The following is a 17997-nucleotide window of genomic DNA, read 5'->3' as shown; positions in this document are numbered from 1 at the left end:
CCGAGTGATACTCCAGGGCTTGATCACGGCGCTTCAGCGCGCCTCCACGTTCGCTGACGCACTCACGTACGCCGGCCGCGACGCCGACTTCTCGCTCACAGACGGACTGCGTGCCCCGCTGCTCGCCGGCCTCGTGCGCCGCCGCGCCGAGCAGAACGCGTCGCAGGCGGTGCTGGTCATCACCGCCACGGGTCGCGAATCGGAGGCCGTCCGCGCCGCCCTGCCCTGCGTGCTGCCCGAGGCCGAGATCGTGGAGTTCCCCGCCTGGGAGACGCTCCCGCACGAGCGCCTCAGCCCGAGCGCCGAGATCGTCGGCAAGCGCCTCACCGCCCTGCGCCGCCTCGTCGACTGGGGCACCGGGGACCGCACGAAGCCGTTCGTCCTCGTCGCCTCGGTGCGCGCCGCCCTGCAGCCGCTGGCCGACAACCTGACCGACTACGCGACGACCGACCTCGTCGCGGGAGGCCGCGGCTTCGACCTCGCGGGCCTCGCCTCGCAACTGGTCGACCTCGCCTATGCGCGCGTCGACATGGTCACGCGCCGCGGCGAGTTCGCGGTGCGCGGCGGCATCCTCGACGTCTTCCCGCCCACGGCCGACCACCCCTATCGCGTCGACTTCTTCGGCGACGAGGTGGAGCAGATCCGCGCGTTCTCGGTGGCCGATCAGCGCTCCCTGCCCGAGCCCATCCCGTCGGTGGCGCTGCCGCCGAGCCGCGAGCTGCTGCTCAGCGAGTCGGTCCGTCAGCGCGCGCGGGAGATGGAGCACGAGTTCCCGAGCCTGTCCGGGATGCTCGCCAAGATCGGCGAGGGCATCCCGGTCGAGGGGATGGAGTCGCTCGCCCCCGCCCTGGTCGACCGGCTCGTTCCGCTCACCCACTACCTGCCCGACGGCGCCGCCGTCGCCGTGTTCTCCCCGGAGCGGGTGGCCTCCCGCGCCGTCAGCCTCGCGGAGACGAACCGCGAGTTCCTCTCCGCAGCGTGGAGCGCCGCGACCGTGGGCGCCGCGGCCCCGATCGACCTGGCCGCGGGCGACTTCCTCACGTTGCAGAAGCTGCACGACTCCGTGAAGTTCAGCCGTCCCGGGGCGCCCGCGCAGGACCACCCGTGGTGGACGATGAGCGGGTTCCAGGCCGACGACATCCTGCCCGAGCATCGCGAGATCGAGGAGCACCTCCAGGTCCGCATCGCGGCGGAGGCCGTCCCGAGCTTCCAGGGCAACGTCTCCGGGGCGGTGGGCCACGTGGCCGCGCGCCTGCGCGACGGCTGGCGCGTCGCCGTCGTCGCCGAGGGCAACGGCCTGGTCGAGCGCGCTGCCCAGGTGCTCGGCGAGGCCGAGTTGCCCGCGCGCCCGGTCGACGAGTTCCCGGTCGATCCCGAGCCCGGCATCGCGTACCTCCTGAAGGCCAACGTCGAGCACGGCTTCGAGGTGCCCGAGATCAAGCTGGCCGTGGTGGGCGAGAGCGAGTTCTACGGCCGCACCATCGGCTACGACTCGCGCCAGGTGAAGAAGCTCGCCGCGCGCCGCAAGGACGTCGTCGACCCGATGCAGCTCAAGCCCGGCGACTACGTCGTGCACGAGACGCACGGCATCGGCAAGTTCGTCGAGCTCACGCAGCGGGAGGTGTCGAGCGGCGGCCGCAACGCCGTCAAGTCCAAGCGCGAGTACCTCGTGCTGGAGTACGCCCCCTCCAAGCGCGGCTATCCCGGCGACAAGCTCTTCGTCCCGACCGATCAGCTCGACCTCCTGAGCCGCTACGTCGGCGGGGAGGCCCCGCAGCTGAGCAAGATGGGCGGCAGCGACTGGTCGGCCGCGAAGGGGCGCGCCCGCAAGGCCGTCCGCGACATCGCGGTCGAGCTCGTCAAGCTCTACTCCGCGCGCATGGCCAGCAAGGGCTACGCGTTCGGGCCCGACACGCCCTGGCAGCACGAGCTGGAGGAGGCGTTCCCGTTCGCGGAGACGCTGGACCAGCTGCAGACCATCGACGAGGTGAAGGCCGACATGGAGCGGCCCATCCCGATGGACCGCCTCATCTCGGGCGACGTCGGCTTCGGCAAGACCGAGATCGCGGTGCGGGCGGCGTTCAAGGCCATCCAGGACGGCAAGCAGGTCGCGATGCTCGTGCCGACCACGCTGCTCGTCAAGCAGCACGCCGAGACCTTCCTCGAGCGGTTCGCCGGCTTCCCGGTGCACCTTCGCCAGCTGAGCCGCTTCCAGACCGACAAGGAGGCGCGGGAGACGCTGGCGGGCATGGCCGACGGCACGGTCGACATCGTCATCGGCACCCACCGCATCCTCGCCGAGGGGGTGTCGTTCAAGGACCTCGGCCTCGTCATCATCGACGAGGAGCAGCGCTTCGGCGTCGAACACAAGGACCAGCTCAAGAAGCTCAAGACCAACGTCGACATCCTGGCGATGAGCGCGACGCCCATCCCGCGCACGCTCGAGATGGCCGTCACCGGCATCCGTGAGATGTCGACGCTGGCGACGCCCCCGGAGGACCGCCACCCGATCCTCACGTTCGTCGGACCGTACTCGGACAAGCAGGTCGCGGCCGCCATCCGGCGCGAGCTGCTGCGCGAGGGCCAGGTGTTCTTCGTGCACAACCGCGTCGGCTCGATCTCGGCGACGGCCGCCAAGCTGGCCGAACTGGTGCCGGAGGCGCGCATCGGCGTCGCGCACGGCAAGATGAACGAGCACGCGCTGGAGCAGGTCGTGGTCGACTTCTGGGAGCGCCGGTTCGACGTGCTCGTGTCGACGACGATCATCGAGACCGGCCTCGACATCTCGAACGCGAACACGATCATCATCGACCGCGCCGACAAGTACGGCCTGAGCCAGCTCCACCAGCTGCGCGGCCGCGTCGGCCGTGGCCGCGAGCGGGCGTACGCGTACTTCCTCTGGGACGAGAACAAGCCGCTCAGCGAGACCGCGCACGACCGCCTCTCCACGATCGCAGCCAACAACGACCTCGGCAGCGGCATGCAGGTCGCCCTCAAGGACCTCGAGATCCGCGGTGCGGGCAACCTCCTGGGCGGCGAGCAGTCCGGCCACATCGCCGGCGTCGGCTTCGACCTCTATCTGCGGATGATCGGCGAGGCCGTGTCCACGTTCCGCGGCGAGGTCGCGGAGGGGCAGACCGAGCTGCGACTCGAGCTGCCGGTGGATGCGCACATCCCGGAGGAGTACGTCGACAGCGAGCGGCTGCGGCTCGAGGCCTACCAGAAGCTGTCGTCCGCGAGCGCGCCAACCTCGAAGGACGGCCAGATCGACCTCGTCCTCGAGGAGATGACGGACCGCTACGGCGAGCCGCCCGTGCAGGTGCTGAACCTCGTCGCCGTGTCCCGCCTCCGCCGCGCCGCCCAGAAGGCCGGTCTCGGCGAGGTCGTGGCCATGGGCTCCAACCTGCGGCTCGCGCCCGCCATCCTGCCCGACTCCCTCCAAGTGCGGCTGCAGCGCATGTACCCGGGGTCGAAGTACCACGCGGCGCCCAAGGTCGCCATGGTCCCGCTGCCGCGCGTGAACGGCGAGCCCGTCGACGACGCCGCCCTCATCGAGTGGGTCGCCACCCTCCTCGGCGCCCTCTTCCCCGTCCCCGAACCCGCGACCGAGCCCGCCGCCTGACCGCCGCATTGCGCTGCCAACGGAGGAGATGTCGAGCAGATTCCCCGACATCTCCTCCATTCCCTGAGATCCGGCCGACCTATAGGGCTGATCTCCTCCGCTACGCGCGCGGGTGGAGGCGGCGGTAGCGGCGCGCGAGCAGCGACACCAGGATGCCGGCGAGCACGATCGAGACGCCGGAACCGAGCAGCACGGCCAGCGTGCCCTCCGATCGCACGAGGTCGTCGCCCGCGAACGCCAGCTCGTTCATCAGCAGGGACACCGTGAAGCCGATCCCTCCGAGGGCGCCGATCGCCACGAGCCCGAACAGCGAGATGCGCGCCCGCTCCTCCCTGCTGCGCGTGAACGAGCCCAGCCAACCGCCGAGCGTGATGCCGATCAGCTTGCCGACCGGCAGGGCGATCAGGATGCCCCAGAAGGCCGGGGAGAGTTCCGACGGCGCGACCGAAGGGATGACGACCAGCGCCGCCGAGAAAGCGAACAGCGGCAGGATCAGCCCGTTCGACCACGGCTCCAGCGCGTGCGTGACGCGGCCGGCGGGTCGGCGGGCCATCACGAGACCGAGGGCGACGCCCGCGATGGTGGCGTGCACCCCGGAGTCGTAGACCAGCCACCAGGTGAGCACGGCGATCAGCACCATCAGCACCGCCACGGGCCCGCGCATCCGGCCGCGCAGCATCCGGCTGAGCAGCCCGAACGCCGTCACGGTCACGGCCGCGAGCACGAGCTCCAGGATGTTCGGGTCGGTGGTGAAGAAGACCGCGATGATCAGGATGGCGATCAGGTCGTCCAGCACCGCGAGGGCCAGCAGGAACACGCGCAGCCGGTTGGGCAGCCCTCGACCGAACACGGCGAGCACCCCGAGCGCGAACGCGATGTCGGTGGCGGTCGGGATGGGCCAGCCCGCCTCCAGCCCGCTGCCCGCGCTGAACGCGAGATAGACGAGGGCGGGCACGGCGACGCCCGCGACGGCGGCGATCGCGGGATGGATCGCCTTCGCGAACGAGTTGAGCTCGCCGGCCACCAGCTCGTGCTTCAGCTCCACCGCGACGATGAAGAAGAACACGGCGAGGAGCCCGTCGCTGATCCAGTGGCCCACGCTGAGGTCGACCGGGCCGAAGCCCAGATGCGCGTGCTGGAGGTCGACCAGGGCGGGGCCGGCGGCGGTGTTCGCCAGCAGGAGGCCGAGGGCGGCGGCTCCGAGCAGGAGGCCGGCGGCGGTGCGTTCGGATCGGATGATGCTCATCGGGGTGAGGCCCTTCTCGCACCGGGTGCGGGGTGGGTGGGGCGAAGGAGTGACGCGATCACGTCACCCGCCGACCAGACTTCCCGGCACACCAGGGTCCGAGTCTACCGGAGGGGCGCGACGAGGCAGAGGAGGTGGCCGTCGCGGTCGCGCAGCACCGACTGCCGCTCGCGCCACGGCTGGTCGGCCGGCGGGTCGAGCACGGTGGCTCCGGCGGCGACGGCGGCCTCCGTCGCCGCGTCGACATCCGGCACCGCGAAACTGACCGCGACACCGGCGTCGCCGGGCGTCGGCGTGCGGCGGTGCAGCAGCACCTGCGTCGCCGTGCCGGTCGTGTCACCGGGGTCGGTCGTCAGCATCGTCAGGTCGTCGGCGGCGTAGAGCTCGGCGAGGCCGAGCACGTCGCGGTACAGCGCGAGCGAGGCGGCGAGGTCGGTGACGGACACGGTGACGCGGGCGATGCGACTGGCCATGCGGTCAGCGTAGCCCGGGCGCGACGGTGAGAGGATGGGGGAGTCCTGAGGAGGAGCACCGATGACCGACACGGCCCCCAGCAAACTCGACGAGCTCGTCGCGGTGACGGCACGGCTCCGCGCTCCCGGCGGCTGCCCGTGGGACGCCGAGCAGACCCACGAGTCGCTCGTCCAGTACCTCATCGAGGAGACGTACGAGCTGGTCGAGGCCATCGAGAACGGCACCCGCGAGGACATGATCGAGGAGCTCGGCGACGTGCTCTACCAGGTGCTGTTCCACGCGGACATCGCCGCGCACACCCCGGGCGAGGACTTCGACCTCCAGGATGTCGCGGCCCAGATGACGGCCAAGATGGTCGGCCGTCACCCGCACGTGTTCGGCGGCGACCGCACGGCGGAGACGGCGGACGATGTCGTCGGATTCTGGGACGACCTCAAGAAGGCCGAGAAGCCGGGCCGCACGAGCGTGCTCGACGGCATCCCGCAGGCGATGCCCTCGCTGGCGCTGGCCGACAAGCTGCTGGGCCGTGCGCAGAAGGTCGGGCTCATCGATCTCGCCGAGGGCGGTGGTGTTCCCGTGAGCAGCGAGGACGAACTCGGTCCGCTGCTGCTGGCGATCGTCGCGTCGGCGAAGGCGCAGGGCCTCGACGCCGAGCGTGCGCTGCGGTCGACGCTGCGGGATCTGCAGGGCGAGATCCGCGAGCAGGAGGCGCTCGACGCCTGAGCGGAGGCCGCTCGGGTGGTGGGCACGGGATGCTTAGGTTAGGCTTCCCTAATGTGTCGCTCGACACGCCTTCCACCCCTCCCAACCCAGGAGAGCCATGCTCGAAACCGCTCGCCGCGGCCGTCGCCGGTCGCGTGTCGCCCTGATCGCCTCGGCCGTCGTCGCCTCCGCCGCCCTCGTCCTCACCGGCTGCAGCGCCGGCAGCTCAGCTGACGAGAGCGCGTCCAGCAGCGACGCGGGAGCCTTCCCGGTCACCATCGACAGCGCGCTGGGCAAGACGACGATCGACTCCAAGCCGGAGCGCGTCGCGACCTGGGGCTGGGGTGCGCAGGATGTGGTGCTCGCGCTCGGCATCGTGCCGGTCGCGATGCCCGCGTTCACCTACGGCGGCGACAAGGACGGCGTGCTGCCGTGGGATGCCGACAAGATCAAGGAGCTGAAGGGCAAGACCCCGCAGATCATCGCCTCCGACACCGGCGAGGTGCCGTTCGAGGCGTTCGTGAAGGCCAAGCCCGACGTGATCCTGGCGCCATACTCCGGCCTGACCCAGACCGAGTTCGACACGCTCAGCAAGATCGCCCCCGTGGTCGCGTACCCGGACAAGCCGTGGGCGACCAGCTGGCAGGACCAGACCGCGATCGTCGGCAAGGCGCTCGGCCTTTCCGACAAGGCGGACGCCCTCGTCACGAAGACGAAGGAGAACGTCTCGGCGCTCGCCGCGAAGTACCCGGTGCTGAAGGACAAGACGTTCTTCTACGCCGCGGCCAACGAGCCGGGCGTGCTCAACGTGTACCGCGCCGAGGACCCGCGCGTGCAGCTGCTCAACGAGCTCGGCCTGAAGAACTCGCCGAGCATCGCCGGGCTGGACACCACCAAGGACGACGGCAGCTTCTTCTTCCAGCTCAGCTACGAGAACCTCTCCAAGATCGACACCGACCTGCTGGTGATGTACTTCGACAAGCAGTCCTCCGTCGACGCCTTCACGGCCGACCCGCTGGTCGCCGCGATGCCCACGATCAAGGAAGGTCGCTTCGCGCCCATCGTCGGCGAGTCGTTCGTCGCCGCCACCAGTGCGCCCAGCGTCCTCGCCATCCCGTGGATGCTCGACAAGTACGTGCCGCAGCTGGCCGCCGCCGCCGACAAGGTCAAGTAGGCGGATGCCCACGAGCGTCATCGCTCCCAGCGCCGGTCGTGCCGAGGGGATCTCCTCGCACGGCCGGCGCCGTCGGCGTCTGCTCGTGGGCTTCGCCGTCGCCGCGGTCGCCCTGGTCGCGGTGAGCGTGCTGAGCCTCATGGTCGGTGCGCGCACGATCGCACCGGCGGATGTGCTCGACGCGCTGTTCCACTACCGGCCGGGGGACCCGGAGCACCTCGTCGTGATCGGGAGCCGCCTGCCGCGCACCCTGCTCGGTCTCGCCGCCGGTCTCGCCCTCGGCCTCTCCGGCACGGTGATGCAAGGGCTCTCGCGCAACCCGCTCGCGGACCCCGGCATCCTGGGCGTCAACTTCGGCGCCTCCCTCGCCGTCGTGGTGGCGATTGCGTACCTCGGCGTGACCAGTGCCTCCGGCTACGTCTGGTTCGCCTTCGCGGGCGCGGCGCTGGCGTCCGCGCTCGTTTACGCGGTGTCGTCGGCGGGACGCGAAGGCGCGACTCCGATCAAGCTCGCGATCGCGGGAGCCGCAGTGTCGGCGGCCCTCGGCTCGCTGATCACCGCGGTGCTGCTCACGAGCCGCGTCTCGCTCGACGCCATGCGCTTCTGGCAGGTCGGCGCCCTGGCCGGCCGCACCTTCGACGTCTTCTGGCAGGTGCTGCCCACGCTCGTGGTCGGCGCCGTCATCGCGCTGGGACTCGGCCGCGTGCTCAACGGGCTCGCGCTCGGCGACGACGTCGCCCGGGGTCTCGGCCAGCGCGTCGGGGTGGCGCGCGGGGTCAGCGCCGTCGCCATCGTGCTCCTGTGCGGCTCGGCCACCGCGGCGGTCGGTCCGATCGCCTTCGTCGGCCTCGTCGTGCCGCACATCGCCCGCTGGGCGGTGGGCGGCGACTACCGCTGGATCCTCGCCTTCTCCGCCGTCGTCGCGCCGACCCTCCTGCTGGCGTGCGACATCATCGGCCGCGTCGTCGCGATGCCGGGCGAGCTGCAGGTCGGCGTCGTGATGGCCTTCGTCGGCGCCCCGCTCTTCATCGCCCTCGTGCGCCGGCGCAAGCTGGTCAGCCTGTGAGCGCGGTCACCGTCGACCGGCGCCGCCGCGCCGGTCGCGCCACCCGCGTCGCCGTGATCCTGGGCGCGCTGCTGCTCGTCGTCGGCGCCGTCTCCCTCACTCTCGGGGATGCGGGCGTCGCGCCGGAGGACGTGCTCGCCGCGCTCGTCGGCCGGGCGGATCGGCTGACCTCCTTCGTCATCCTGGACCTGCGCCTCCCGCGCCTGCTCGCCGCCGCGCTGGTCGGGGCCTGTCTGGGCGTGTCGGGCGCGCTGATCCAGTCCGTGGCGCGCAACCCGCTCGCGAGCCCCGACATCATCGGCATCACCGCCAGCGCGAGCGCCGTCGGATCCGTCGCGCTCGTGTGGTTCGGCCTCACCGGGCTCGCGCTCTCCGGCGTCGTCCTCGTCGGCACCCTCCTGGCCGCCGGCCTGATCTACGCGCTCGCCTGGCGCCGCGGCGTGAGCGGGTACCGGTTCGTGCTCGTCGGAATCGGCGTCGCCGCGATCGCCTCCGGCGTCGTCTCCTACGTCCTCACCAAGGCCGACCTCAGCGACGTCCAGAGCGCGCTGGTCTGGATCACGGGAAGCCTCAACACCGTCGGCGGCGTCTCCCTCGCCGTCCTCGCCGTCGGAGCCGTCGTCCTCCTCCCGTGCGCCCTGCTGCTCGGGAGGCCGCTGGCCGCGCTCGGCCTGGGCGACGACACCGCGGCCGGCATCGGCGTGCGGGCCGAACGCACCCGCCTGCTCGTCGTCGCGGTGGCGGTCGCGCTCGCCGCGGTCGCCGTCTCCGTCGCCGGCCCGATCAGCTTCGTGGCCTTCCTCGCGGCGCCGATCGCCCGCCGCCTGGTCGGCCGCGGGTCCCTCGCCCTCGTCTCGTCCGCGCTGGTCGGCGCCCTCGTGCTCCTGCTCTCGGACATCGTCGCCCAGTTCGCCGTGCCCGGCGTCGTGTTCCCCGTCGGCGTCGTGACCGGGATCGTCGGCGCCCCGTATCTGCTGTGGCTCCTCACCAGGACCAACCGAATCGGCCGAGGAGGCTGAGATGACCGTTGCACACGAGCTCGTCGCCCGCGACCTGACCCTCTCGTACGAGGGCCGCGTCGTCGTGGAGGGCCTCGACCTGACCATCCCGCCCGGCAAGGTGACGGCCATCGTCGGGCCCAACGCCTGCGGCAAGTCCACCCTGCTGCGCGGCCTCTCGCGCCTGCTCGCACCGGCGGGTGGATCCGTGCTGCTCGACGGCGCCGACATCCACTCGCTGCCGACGAAGCAGGTCGCCACCCGACTCGGGCTGCTGCCGCAGACCCCGGTCGCGCCGGACGGGATCACCGTGGCCGACCTGGTGTCGCGCGGCCGGTACCCGCACCAGGGCTGGTTCCGCCGGTGGACGGCGGACGACGACACGGCGGTGAGCGAGGCGATGGCCGCGACGGGCATCACCGAGCTGGCGGACCGCAGCGTCGACGAGCTCTCGGGCGGCCAGCGTCAGCGCGTGTGGATCGCGATGGCGCTCGCACAGCAGACCGACATCCTGCTGCTCGACGAGCCGACGACCTTCCTCGACATCAGCCACCAGATCGACGTGCTCGACCTGCTGCTCGATCTGAACGCGGCGCGCGGTGCCACGGTCGTCATGGTGCTGCACGACCTCAACCTCGCCGCCCGCTACGCCGACCACCTGGTCGCGATGCGCGACGGCTCCATCGTCGCCGCGGGGGATCCGTCCGAGGTCGTGACCGCGGGGCTCGTGCGCGACGTGTTCGGGGTGGAGTCGGTCATCGCCAGCGACCCCGTGACGGCGACGCCGCTCGTCGTCCCGCTCGGGCGGCACCACCGCGCGTAGCGCCGGGAGAGCGTGAGGCCGCTCGGGCCCGACGGGTCGGCGTAGCCGGCAGCGCGTCCCGCCCTGCGCCGGCTGCCACTCGGGTGAGGGCGCCTATCGGCTCCACTCCTGGCCTGGGTCTCGACCGGCGAGCGGGGACGCGTTGCCAGCCTCGTCGTGTCTGGCAGCGAACATCGCGACCGTGGTCGGACGGATGCGGCTCATGCCAGGTCCAGCGGGACACCACCGAGTCGCACCGCGGGTGCGGCATCAGGGTGGCAACGCCTGGAGTCTACGTCCGGGCCCCTTCGGGCGGCCATCCCCCCGGGAGGTGTCCCGCCGCCGCTCGTGGAAGAATCGAGGCATGGCCTCACCGATCACCCCGCCCCGCGGCATGCGCGACTTCCTCCCCGCCGAGAAGGCCCGCCGCGAGCATGCGCTGGGCGTGATCCGCCGCAGTTTCGCCTCCCACGGGTTCGACGAGATCGAGACGCCCGTCGTCGAGGACGCGTCCCGCCTCCACTCGGGTCTCGGCGGCGACAACGAGAAGCTCGCCTTCAGCGTGCTCAAGCGCGGCCTCGGCGCCGACGACCTGCGCGCGGCGCTCGAGTCCGGCGACACCCTCGCGCTCTGCGACCTCGGCCTGCGCTTCGACCTGACCGTGCCGCTCGCCCGCTTCTATGCGACCCACCGCGGCGAGCTCCCCCCGGTGTTCCGCTCGATCCAGATCGCCCCCGTGTGGCGCGCCGAGCGGCCGCAGAAGGGCCGGTACCGCCAGTTCGTCCAGTGCGACATCGACATCATCGGCGAGGGTTCCCAGCTGGCCGAGGTGGAGCTGATCACGGCGACCGCCGCGACGCTGGACGCGCTGGGCCTGCAGAACTGCACGATCCGCATCAACGACCGCCGCATCCTGAACGGCCTGCTCGAGTACTGCGGCTTCGAGGAGTCGCGCTGGCCGCAGGTGCTGATCTCGGTCGACAAGCTCGACAAGATCGGTGCAGAGGGCGTCGTCGCCGAGCTGAGCGAGGGCGGTGCCGACGCGGCCGCCGTGCTCGGCGGCATCCTCGCGGGCCTTGAACCCCACCTGGCCGACGGCGGCGTCGAACTCACGGTCGACGCCATCTCGCAGATCCTGCCGAAGGGGGTCGACGCGGATGCCGTCGCGGCCCTGGAGGCGCTGGCCCACGCGCTCGACACCCTCCCGGACGGCGTGCGCCTGCGCTTCGACCCCACGCTGGTGCGGGGGATGGGCTACTACACCGGCACGATCTTCGAGATCGCGCACCCCGGCTCCGGCAGCTCCGTCGGCGGTGGTGGACGCTACGACGGCATGATCGGCCGTTTCCTCGGCACGGACGTGCCCGCGTGCGGGTTCTCGATCGGGTTCGAGCGCGTCGTCGACCTGATCGAGCTGCCCGACGACGAGGGCGCCGACTCGGTCGTGCTCGTCTACGACGCCACCGTGCCGCTCGACCGGCTGATGGCGGTCAAGTCGGCACTGGTCGCCGAGGGGCGCCGGGTGCGGCTCGACCGGCGGGCGAAGAACCTGAAGGGCGTGCTCGACCGGGCCGCGGCCTCGGGATACCGCTCCTTCGCGTTCGTGAACGCCGACACGGTCGACGCGTCGGCGCTCGAGATCAAGCCGCTGGGATGAGCGACGACGCCCGTCCCGTCGCGTGGAACGAGGGGGACTGGACGACGCCGCCCGCCGCCGTGGACCACGATGGTGACGCCCTGGTCGTCACCGCCGTCGAGTCGAGCGATGCCTGGCGCACCACGTCGTACGGCTTCGTCCACGACACCGAGCACGCCCTCCTCGCGCCCTTCCCAGCCGGGACGGCGATGGAGGTGTCGTTCACCGGCGACTTCTCCCAGGAGTTCGACCAGGCCGGGCTCTTCGTGCGCGTCTCGGACGAGGAGTGGACCAAGGCGGGCGTGGAGTTCGCCGACGGCGCCCTCCAGCTCGGCGCGGTCGTGACGCATCGGTTCTCGGACTGGTCGGTCGCCCCGGTCGCGGCATGGTCCGGGGAGACCATCACCGTGCGGGTCAGTCGGTCCGGCGACGCGCTCACCATCCGGGCGCGGTCGGGGGAGGAGCCGTTCCGCCTCGTCCGGGTCGCCTACCTCGACCCCGGCGCCACGGCCACGGCCGGCCCGATGATCTGCGCGCCCACCCGCTCCGGTCTCGTCGTGCGCTTCACGTCGTGGACGATCGGCCCGGCCGACCCGTCCCTCCACTAGACGGTCTGTCGCCGGCCCTCCGGCGGTCCCGCCATTCATCGCAAGCATCCTGCCCCGGGCACGGGCTGTTCACCCGGCTTCACTAGACTTGCGGTGAAACCCACGAACTACCACTGAGGAGACTGTTGTGGCTCAGATCGAAGCTGTAGGCGCTCGCGAGATCCTGGATTCGCGCGGCAACCCGACCGTCGAGGTCGAGGTGCTCCTGGAGGACGGCACCGTCAGCCGTGCCGCCGTCCCGTCCGGAGCCTCCACCGGCGCCTTCGAGGCCTACGAGCTTCGCGACGGCGACAAGGACCGCTACCTGGGCAAGGGCGTCGAGAAGGCCGTCGACGCGGTCCTCGACGAGATCGGCCCGGCCATCGAGGGCTTCGAGGCCAGCGACCAGCGTCTCGTCGACGAGGCCATGATCGACCTCGACGGCACCGACAACAAGAAGCGCCTGGGCGCCAACGCCATCCTCGGCGTCAGCCTCGCGGTCGCCAAGGCCGCCGCGGACTCCGCCGACCTGCCGCTCTTCCGCTACGTCGGCGGCCCGAACGCGCACGTCCTCCCGGTGCCGATGATGAACATCATCAACGGTGGCGCGCACGCCGACACCGGCGTCGACATCCAGGAGTTCATGGTCCTGCCGATCGGCGCGGAGACGTTCTCCGAGGCCCTCCGCTGGGGCGTCGAGACCTACCACTCGCTCAAGTCGCTGCTGAAGTCGAAGGGCCTCAACACCGGCCTCGGCGACGAGGGCGGCTTCGCCCCCGAGCTCGAGCACAACCGTGCCGCGCTCGACCTGATCTCCGAGGCGATCGAGAAGGCCGGCTTCACCGTCGGCACCGACATCGCGCTCGGCCTCGACGTCGCCTCCACCGAGTTCTTCGAGAACGGCGTGTACCGCTTCGAGGGCCAGGACCGCACCGCGGCTCAGATGTCGGCCTACTACGCCGAGCTCGCCGCCGCCTACCCGCTGGTCTCCATCGAGGACCCGCTGGCCGAGGACGACTGGGAGGGCTGGGCACACCTGAACGCCGAGATCGGCTCCAAGCTGCAGCTCGTCGGCGACGACCTGTTCGTCACCAACCCGAAGCGCCTCGCCCAGGGCATCGCCGCGAAGGCCGCGAACAGCATCCTCGTCAAGGTCAACCAGATCGGCACCCTGACCGAGACGCTCGACGCCGTCTCCCTCGCGCAGCGCTCCGGCATGACCGCCGTGCTCTCGCACCGCTCCGGCGAGACCGAGGACACCACCATCGCCGATCTCGCCGTCGCCACCGACGCCGGCCAGATCAAGACCGGCGCCCCGGCCCGCTCCGAGCGCGTCGCGAAGTACAACCAGCTGCTCCGCATTGAGGAGGAGCTGGGCGACGCCGCCGTCTACGCCGGCCGCAGCGCCTTCCCGCGCTTCACCGCGTAACGCACCCGCAGCACCAGGAGGCCCCCGTCGCGAGACGGGGGCCTCCGTGCGTCCGGCTTCGCCACGCGTCGCGCACGTGCCGTGCGCGAGACGTGAGTCGTTGCGGGTATCAGAGTCCCGATACCCGCAACGACTCACGTCTCGGGACCGTTCACTGGGGAGTTGCTCACAGGTGGCGGGAGGGTGATCGCCTACGATGAATGAGGGGCCGGCAGGCCCCGCGTCCGTGTCGTCCGTCCATCCGGGAGGTGCCATGCCGAAGCGGCCCACGCTCCCGAACACGGCCCCGGCGCCCGAGAAGCGCCCCGCACCCGCGACGGCTCCGGCCACGAAGGCGCCGCGGAACGCGAAGCCGTCCGGCGCGAAGCAGCCCCGCACCTCCACGCCGAAGCCCACGACGCACACGGTCGCCCCGGTGATGTCGACGCCCAGCGGCACCGGGCGGTGGCTGCGCGGCATCCACTTCTCCGCGTTCTCGCTCGTCATGATGGGCATCCTGGTGCTGGCCGTCGTGATCCTGGCGCCGACGCTGCAGGCGTTCGCGCAGCAGCGTTCGCAGATCGCCGACCAGCAGGCGGTCGTCGACACGCTGAACAGCCAGGTCGACGCCGCGAAGGCGCAGCGCGCCCGCTGGAACGACCCGAGCTACATCCGGGCACAGGCCCGAGACCGGCTCTACTACGTGATGCCCGGCGAGACCAGCTACTTGGTCATCGACGACCGCCCGCCGGCCGCCGCGTCGACCGATGCCCCGGTGAGCTCCAAGATCCAGCAGACGCACACCGACTGGGCCGGCTCGCTGTTCGGCTCGTTCATGGGGGCGGGCCTCACCGAGGCGACCCCCGCGCAGCTGAGCGGCCAGACCGGCACCCCGGCCCCCACACCCACCCCGACCAAGTGAGCACCGCACCATGACCAGACCGCCGTTCGACCCCGTGTCCGACGAGGACATCGCCACCGTCAGCCGCCAGCTCGGCCGGCCGGCCCGCGATGTCGTCGGCATCGCCGCGCGTTGCGTCTGCGGACGCCCCACCGTCGTGTCGACCGCGCCGCGCCTCGCCGACGGCACGCCGTTCCCGACCTTCTACTACCTCACCCACCCGGCGGCGACGGCGGCGATGTCGACGCTCGAGGCGACGCAGGTGATGAACGAGTACAACGACCTCCTGGCCGAGGACGAGGAGCTGCGCGCCCGGTACGCCGCGGCGCACGAGCAGTTCCTCGCCGACCGGGAGTCGATCGGCGTCGTCGAGGAGATCGCGGGCATCTCGTCGGGCGGCATGCCGACCCGCGTGAAGTGCCTCCACGCGCTCGCCGCGCACGCGCTCGCGGCCGGCCCCGGCGTGAACCCCATCGGGGACCTCGCGCTCGCGCGCGGCGACTGGTCGCCCGAGGTCTGCGAGTGCCAGGTCGACGTGACGGAATGAGCGCAGGCCAGGGGGGAGGCCACGGGCGCCGGGGAGGGGCGCGACGCGGCACAGGGATGGGCACGGCCGTCCGCGTGCGCCGCTCTGCCGCGGTGATCGCCGCCGCACTGGCCCTCACCCTGGTCGCCCCCGCACCCGCGCAGGCCGACCAGGTGCGCGACCTCGAGTACTGGCTCACCGACTACGGCTTCACCACCGCCTGGCAGACCACGCGCGGCGCCGGGGTGAAGGTCGCCGTGATCGACACGGGCGTCGACGGCAGCGTCCCCGACCTGGCCGGTGCGCTCGGAGCCGGGACGGACGTCTCCGGCGTCGGCGCCGCGAACGGCCAGAAGCCGCTCGGCGACGGCGACGCCGCCAACCACGGCACGTGGGTGGCCTCGCTGCTCGCGGGCCGCGGCACGGGAGACGGCAACGGCGTCCTCGGGGCGGCGCCCGAGGCGACGATCCTGCCGGCGTCGGTGGCGCTCGGCAAGGCGATGGGACCGATCGGCAGCGACGAGCAGATCGCCCAGGCCATCCACTGGGCCGTGGACAACGGCGCCACCGTGATCAACATGTCCCTCACCCGCAACACCCTCGACTGGCCCACCAGCTGGGACGACGCGTTCCAGTACGCGTTCCAGCACGACGTCGTGATCGTCGCGGCGGCCGGCAACCGGGGGAGCGGGACGACCGAGGTCGGCGCGCCTGCCACCATCCCGGGCGTCCTCACGGTGGCGGGCGTTGACCGGCAGGGGCAGGCGAGCTTCGACGCGTCGTCGCAGGGGATCACGATCGGCGTCTCCGCCCCCAGCGAGCAGCTGGTCGGCGCGAATCCCGGCGGCGGGTATGTGCAGTGGGAGGGCACGAGCGGCGCTGCGCCCCTGGTCTCCGGCGCGGTCGCGCTCGTGCGGGCCGCTCATCCCGAGCTGAAGGCCGCCGACGTCATCGAGCGGATCATCAAGACGGCGCGCCCGGCCGGCGGGAGCGTCCCGAGCCCGATCTACGGGTTCGGGCTGCTGGATGCGGCCGCCGCGGTGACCGCGTCGGTCCCGCACGTGACCGCGAATCCGATGGGCGATCTGAGCGAGTGGATCCGCGTGCACCGTCGCGCCGAGACGACGGCGACCCCCGCTCCGACCAGTGATCCGCAGGCGATTCCGGCCCCGGCGAAGCTGACTCCCGAACGCGCGGTAGAATGGACGCGGTTCTTTTGGCCGCAATGGAGCGTCCTCACCACCTTCTGGATTCCGTTCGCATTGATCACGGGTTTCGTGGCCCTCGCCGCTCTCGGCGGCGTGGGCGCGTGGCTGCATTTCAGGCGAAGGGTGCGCAGGGGGTAGATTAACACCCATTGTTTCGTGTTGAGGAGACGCATCACTGTGCCCAAAATCCTGATCGTCGGCGGAGGCTACGCCGGTTTCTACACGGCGTGGAAGCTCGAGAAGCAGCTGCGCAAGGGTGAAGCCGAGGTCACCATGGTCGACCCGCTGCCCTACATGACGTACCAGCCCTTCCTCCCCGAGGTCGCGGCAGGCTCCATCGAGCCGCGTCACGCCGTGGTCGCGCACCGCCGCCACCTGAAGAGCACGAACGTCATCACCGCGAAGGTCACGTACATCGACCACGCGAAGAAGACCGCCACCATCCAGCCGCCCGTCGGCGAGGCGTACGAGTTCGCGTACGACGTCGTCGTGGTCACGGCCGGTGCCGTGTCGCGCACGTTCCCGATCCCGGGTGTCGCCGACCAGGCCGTCGGCCTCAAGACCATCGAAGAGGCCGTGTACATCCGCGACACGATGCTCACGAACTTCGACAAGGCCGCGAGCCTCCCGGCCGGCCCCGAGCGCGACCGCCTGCTCACCACCGTGGTGGTCGGCGGCGGCTTCGCCGGCATCGAGATCTTCGCCGAGCTGCGCTCGTTCGCCAGCGCGCTGCTGAAGAAGTACCCGGAGCTGTCCTTCGAGGACACGCACTTCCACCTGATCGAGGCCATGGGCCGGATCATGCCGGAGGTCAGCCTCCCCACCAGCCACTGGGTCATCAAGAACCTCGCCGAGCGCGGCGCGGAGATCCACCTCGACACGCAGCTCACCAGCGCGGTCGACGGCGTCATCCAGCTCTCGACCGGCGAGTCGTTCGAGACCGACCTCATCGTCTGGACCGCCGGTGTCATGGCGAACCCGACCGTGGTGCGTCACACCGACCTCCCGATCGAGGAGCGCGGCCGTCTGCGCGTCCGTGCGGACCTGCGCGTCGGCACCGACGAGGAGATCATCAAGGACGCCTGGGGCGCCGGGGATGTCTCGGCCGTCCCGGACCTGACCGGTGCGGGCGTCGGCGGCTACTGCGTGCCGAACGCGCAGCACGCCGTCCGCCAGGGCAAGCTGCTCGCGAAGAACATCGTCGCGGACCTCCGCGGCGAGCTCCCGCGCCAGTACGTCCACAAGAGCCTGGGCGCCGTCGCCGGCCTCGGTCTCGGCATCGGCGTGCTCCAGTCCGGCAAGCTCGCGTTCAAGGGCGTCCTGGGCTGGCTCGCGCACCGTGGTTACCACGGTCTCGCCATGCCGAGCTGGGAGCGCAAGTGGCGCGTCATCTGGGGCTGGTGGAACAACTTCTGGCTCGGCCGCGACATCGTGTCGCTCGAGGCCGTGCAGACCCCGCGTGCGGTCTTCGAGGAGTTCGCCTCCCGCCCGAAGCCGGCCGTCGAGGCTCCTGCCGAGCCCGCGAAGGCTCCGGAGAAGAAGCCGTCTGCCAAGGAGCCGGCCGAGGTCGCCGCGAAGTAACGCGACCCGTTTCGTCTCGAAGGCCCGGTTCCCGCAGGTGCGGGGCCGGGCCTTCGGCGTTGGCGG

Annotated in this window: 15 protein-coding genes; 13 read left to right on the top strand and 2 right to left on the bottom strand. The window is 71.5% G+C overall.

Annotation, left to right across the window (positions count from 1 at the left end; all coding sequences use genetic code 11):
- The first annotated feature begins 4 nt into the window (after positions 1-4).
- Positions 5-3622, top strand: coding sequence for a transcription-repair coupling factor (mfd, locus tag FHX33_RS08895; protein WP_183428358.1), 3618 nt, complete (start codon positions 5-7; stop codon positions 3620-3622).
- A 100-nt stretch (positions 3623-3722) separates the two neighbouring features.
- Here mfd and FHX33_RS08890 read toward each other — a convergent pair whose 3' ends face one another.
- The gene (locus FHX33_RS08890; RefSeq protein ID WP_021758101.1) at positions 3723-4868 is read right to left on the bottom strand and encodes a Na+/H+ antiporter NhaA; all 1146 of its coding nucleotides are present in this window, start codon (positions 4866-4868) and stop codon (positions 3723-3725) included.
- 104 nt (positions 4869-4972) lie between these two features.
- Entirely contained in the window at positions 4973-5341 is a 369-nt protein-coding gene (locus tag FHX33_RS08885) for a VOC family protein (protein ID WP_183428357.1), read from the bottom strand.
- Between the two features lie 61 nt (positions 5342-5402).
- On the opposite strand from FHX33_RS08885, the gene FHX33_RS08880 reads away from it, so the two are divergent.
- The 12 genes from FHX33_RS08880 to FHX33_RS08825 all read left to right on the top strand — a co-directional run bounded on the left by FHX33_RS08880 (position 5403) and on the right by FHX33_RS08825 (position 17931).
- On the top strand, positions 5403-6065 hold the full coding sequence (locus FHX33_RS08880) for a nucleoside triphosphate pyrophosphohydrolase (RefSeq protein WP_021763146.1): 663 nt from the start codon (positions 5403-5405) through the stop codon (positions 6063-6065).
- A gap of 97 nt (positions 6066-6162) precedes the next feature.
- The gene (locus tag FHX33_RS08875) at positions 6163-7218 is read left to right on the top strand and encodes an iron-siderophore ABC transporter substrate-binding protein (RefSeq protein ID WP_021763147.1); all 1056 of its coding nucleotides are present in this window, start codon (positions 6163-6165) and stop codon (positions 7216-7218) included.
- 4 nt (positions 7219-7222) lie between these two features.
- Positions 7223-8284 carry a FecCD family ABC transporter permease gene (locus FHX33_RS08870; RefSeq protein WP_183428356.1) on the top strand — a complete coding sequence of 354 codons (1062 nt, stop codon included), beginning with the start codon at positions 7223-7225 and terminating at the stop codon, positions 8282-8284.
- On the top strand, positions 8281-9303 hold the full coding sequence (locus FHX33_RS08865) for an iron chelate uptake ABC transporter family permease subunit (protein WP_183428355.1): 1023 nt from the start codon (positions 8281-8283) through the stop codon (positions 9301-9303). The genes FHX33_RS08870 and FHX33_RS08865 overlap by 4 nt, the downstream gene beginning before the upstream one ends.
- A gap of 1 nt (position 9304) precedes the next feature.
- A complete protein-coding gene (locus FHX33_RS08860) occupies positions 9305-10105 on the top strand; it encodes an ABC transporter ATP-binding protein (RefSeq protein ID WP_021762366.1) in 801 nt (266 codons plus the stop codon).
- A gap of 343 nt (positions 10106-10448) precedes the next feature.
- Positions 10449-11741, top strand: coding sequence for a histidine--tRNA ligase (gene hisS / locus FHX33_RS08855; protein WP_039921718.1), 1293 nt, complete (start codon positions 10449-10451; stop codon positions 11739-11741).
- Positions 11738-12328 carry a DUF1349 domain-containing protein gene (locus FHX33_RS08850; protein ID WP_021762364.1) on the top strand — a complete coding sequence of 197 codons (591 nt, stop codon included), beginning with the start codon at positions 11738-11740 and terminating at the stop codon, positions 12326-12328. Before hisS ends, FHX33_RS08850 begins: the two co-directional genes overlap by 4 nt.
- Positions 12329-12455: 127 nt before the next feature.
- Entirely contained in the window at positions 12456-13736 is a 1281-nt protein-coding gene (gene eno / locus FHX33_RS08845) for a phosphopyruvate hydratase (protein WP_021762363.1), read from the top strand.
- A 253-nt stretch (positions 13737-13989) separates the two neighbouring features.
- Positions 13990-14637, top strand: a complete 648-nt coding sequence (locus FHX33_RS08840; RefSeq protein ID WP_021762362.1) for an FtsB family cell division protein — start codon at positions 13990-13992, stop codon at positions 14635-14637.
- 10 nt (positions 14638-14647) lie between these two features.
- Positions 14648-15163, top strand: coding sequence for a DUF501 domain-containing protein (locus FHX33_RS08835; protein ID WP_021762361.1), 516 nt, complete (start codon positions 14648-14650; stop codon positions 15161-15163).
- Positions 15160-16488: a S8 family serine peptidase gene (locus tag FHX33_RS08830; protein ID WP_221209337.1), complete on the top strand. Its 1329-nt coding sequence runs from the start codon at positions 15160-15162 to the stop codon at positions 16486-16488. Before FHX33_RS08835 ends, FHX33_RS08830 begins: the two co-directional genes overlap by 4 nt.
- Positions 16489-16527: 39 nt before the next feature.
- Positions 16528-17931, top strand: a complete 1404-nt coding sequence (locus tag FHX33_RS08825; protein WP_021758292.1) for an NAD(P)/FAD-dependent oxidoreductase — start codon at positions 16528-16530, stop codon at positions 17929-17931.
- Positions 17932-17997 lie beyond the last annotated feature (66 nt).

This window comes from Leifsonia aquatica, assembly GCF_014190775.1.
GTDB classification, from domain to species: domain Bacteria; phylum Actinomycetota; class Actinomycetes; order Actinomycetales; family Microbacteriaceae; genus Leifsonia; species Leifsonia aquatica.
This window is presented reverse-complemented; position numbering and strand designations above follow the sequence as displayed.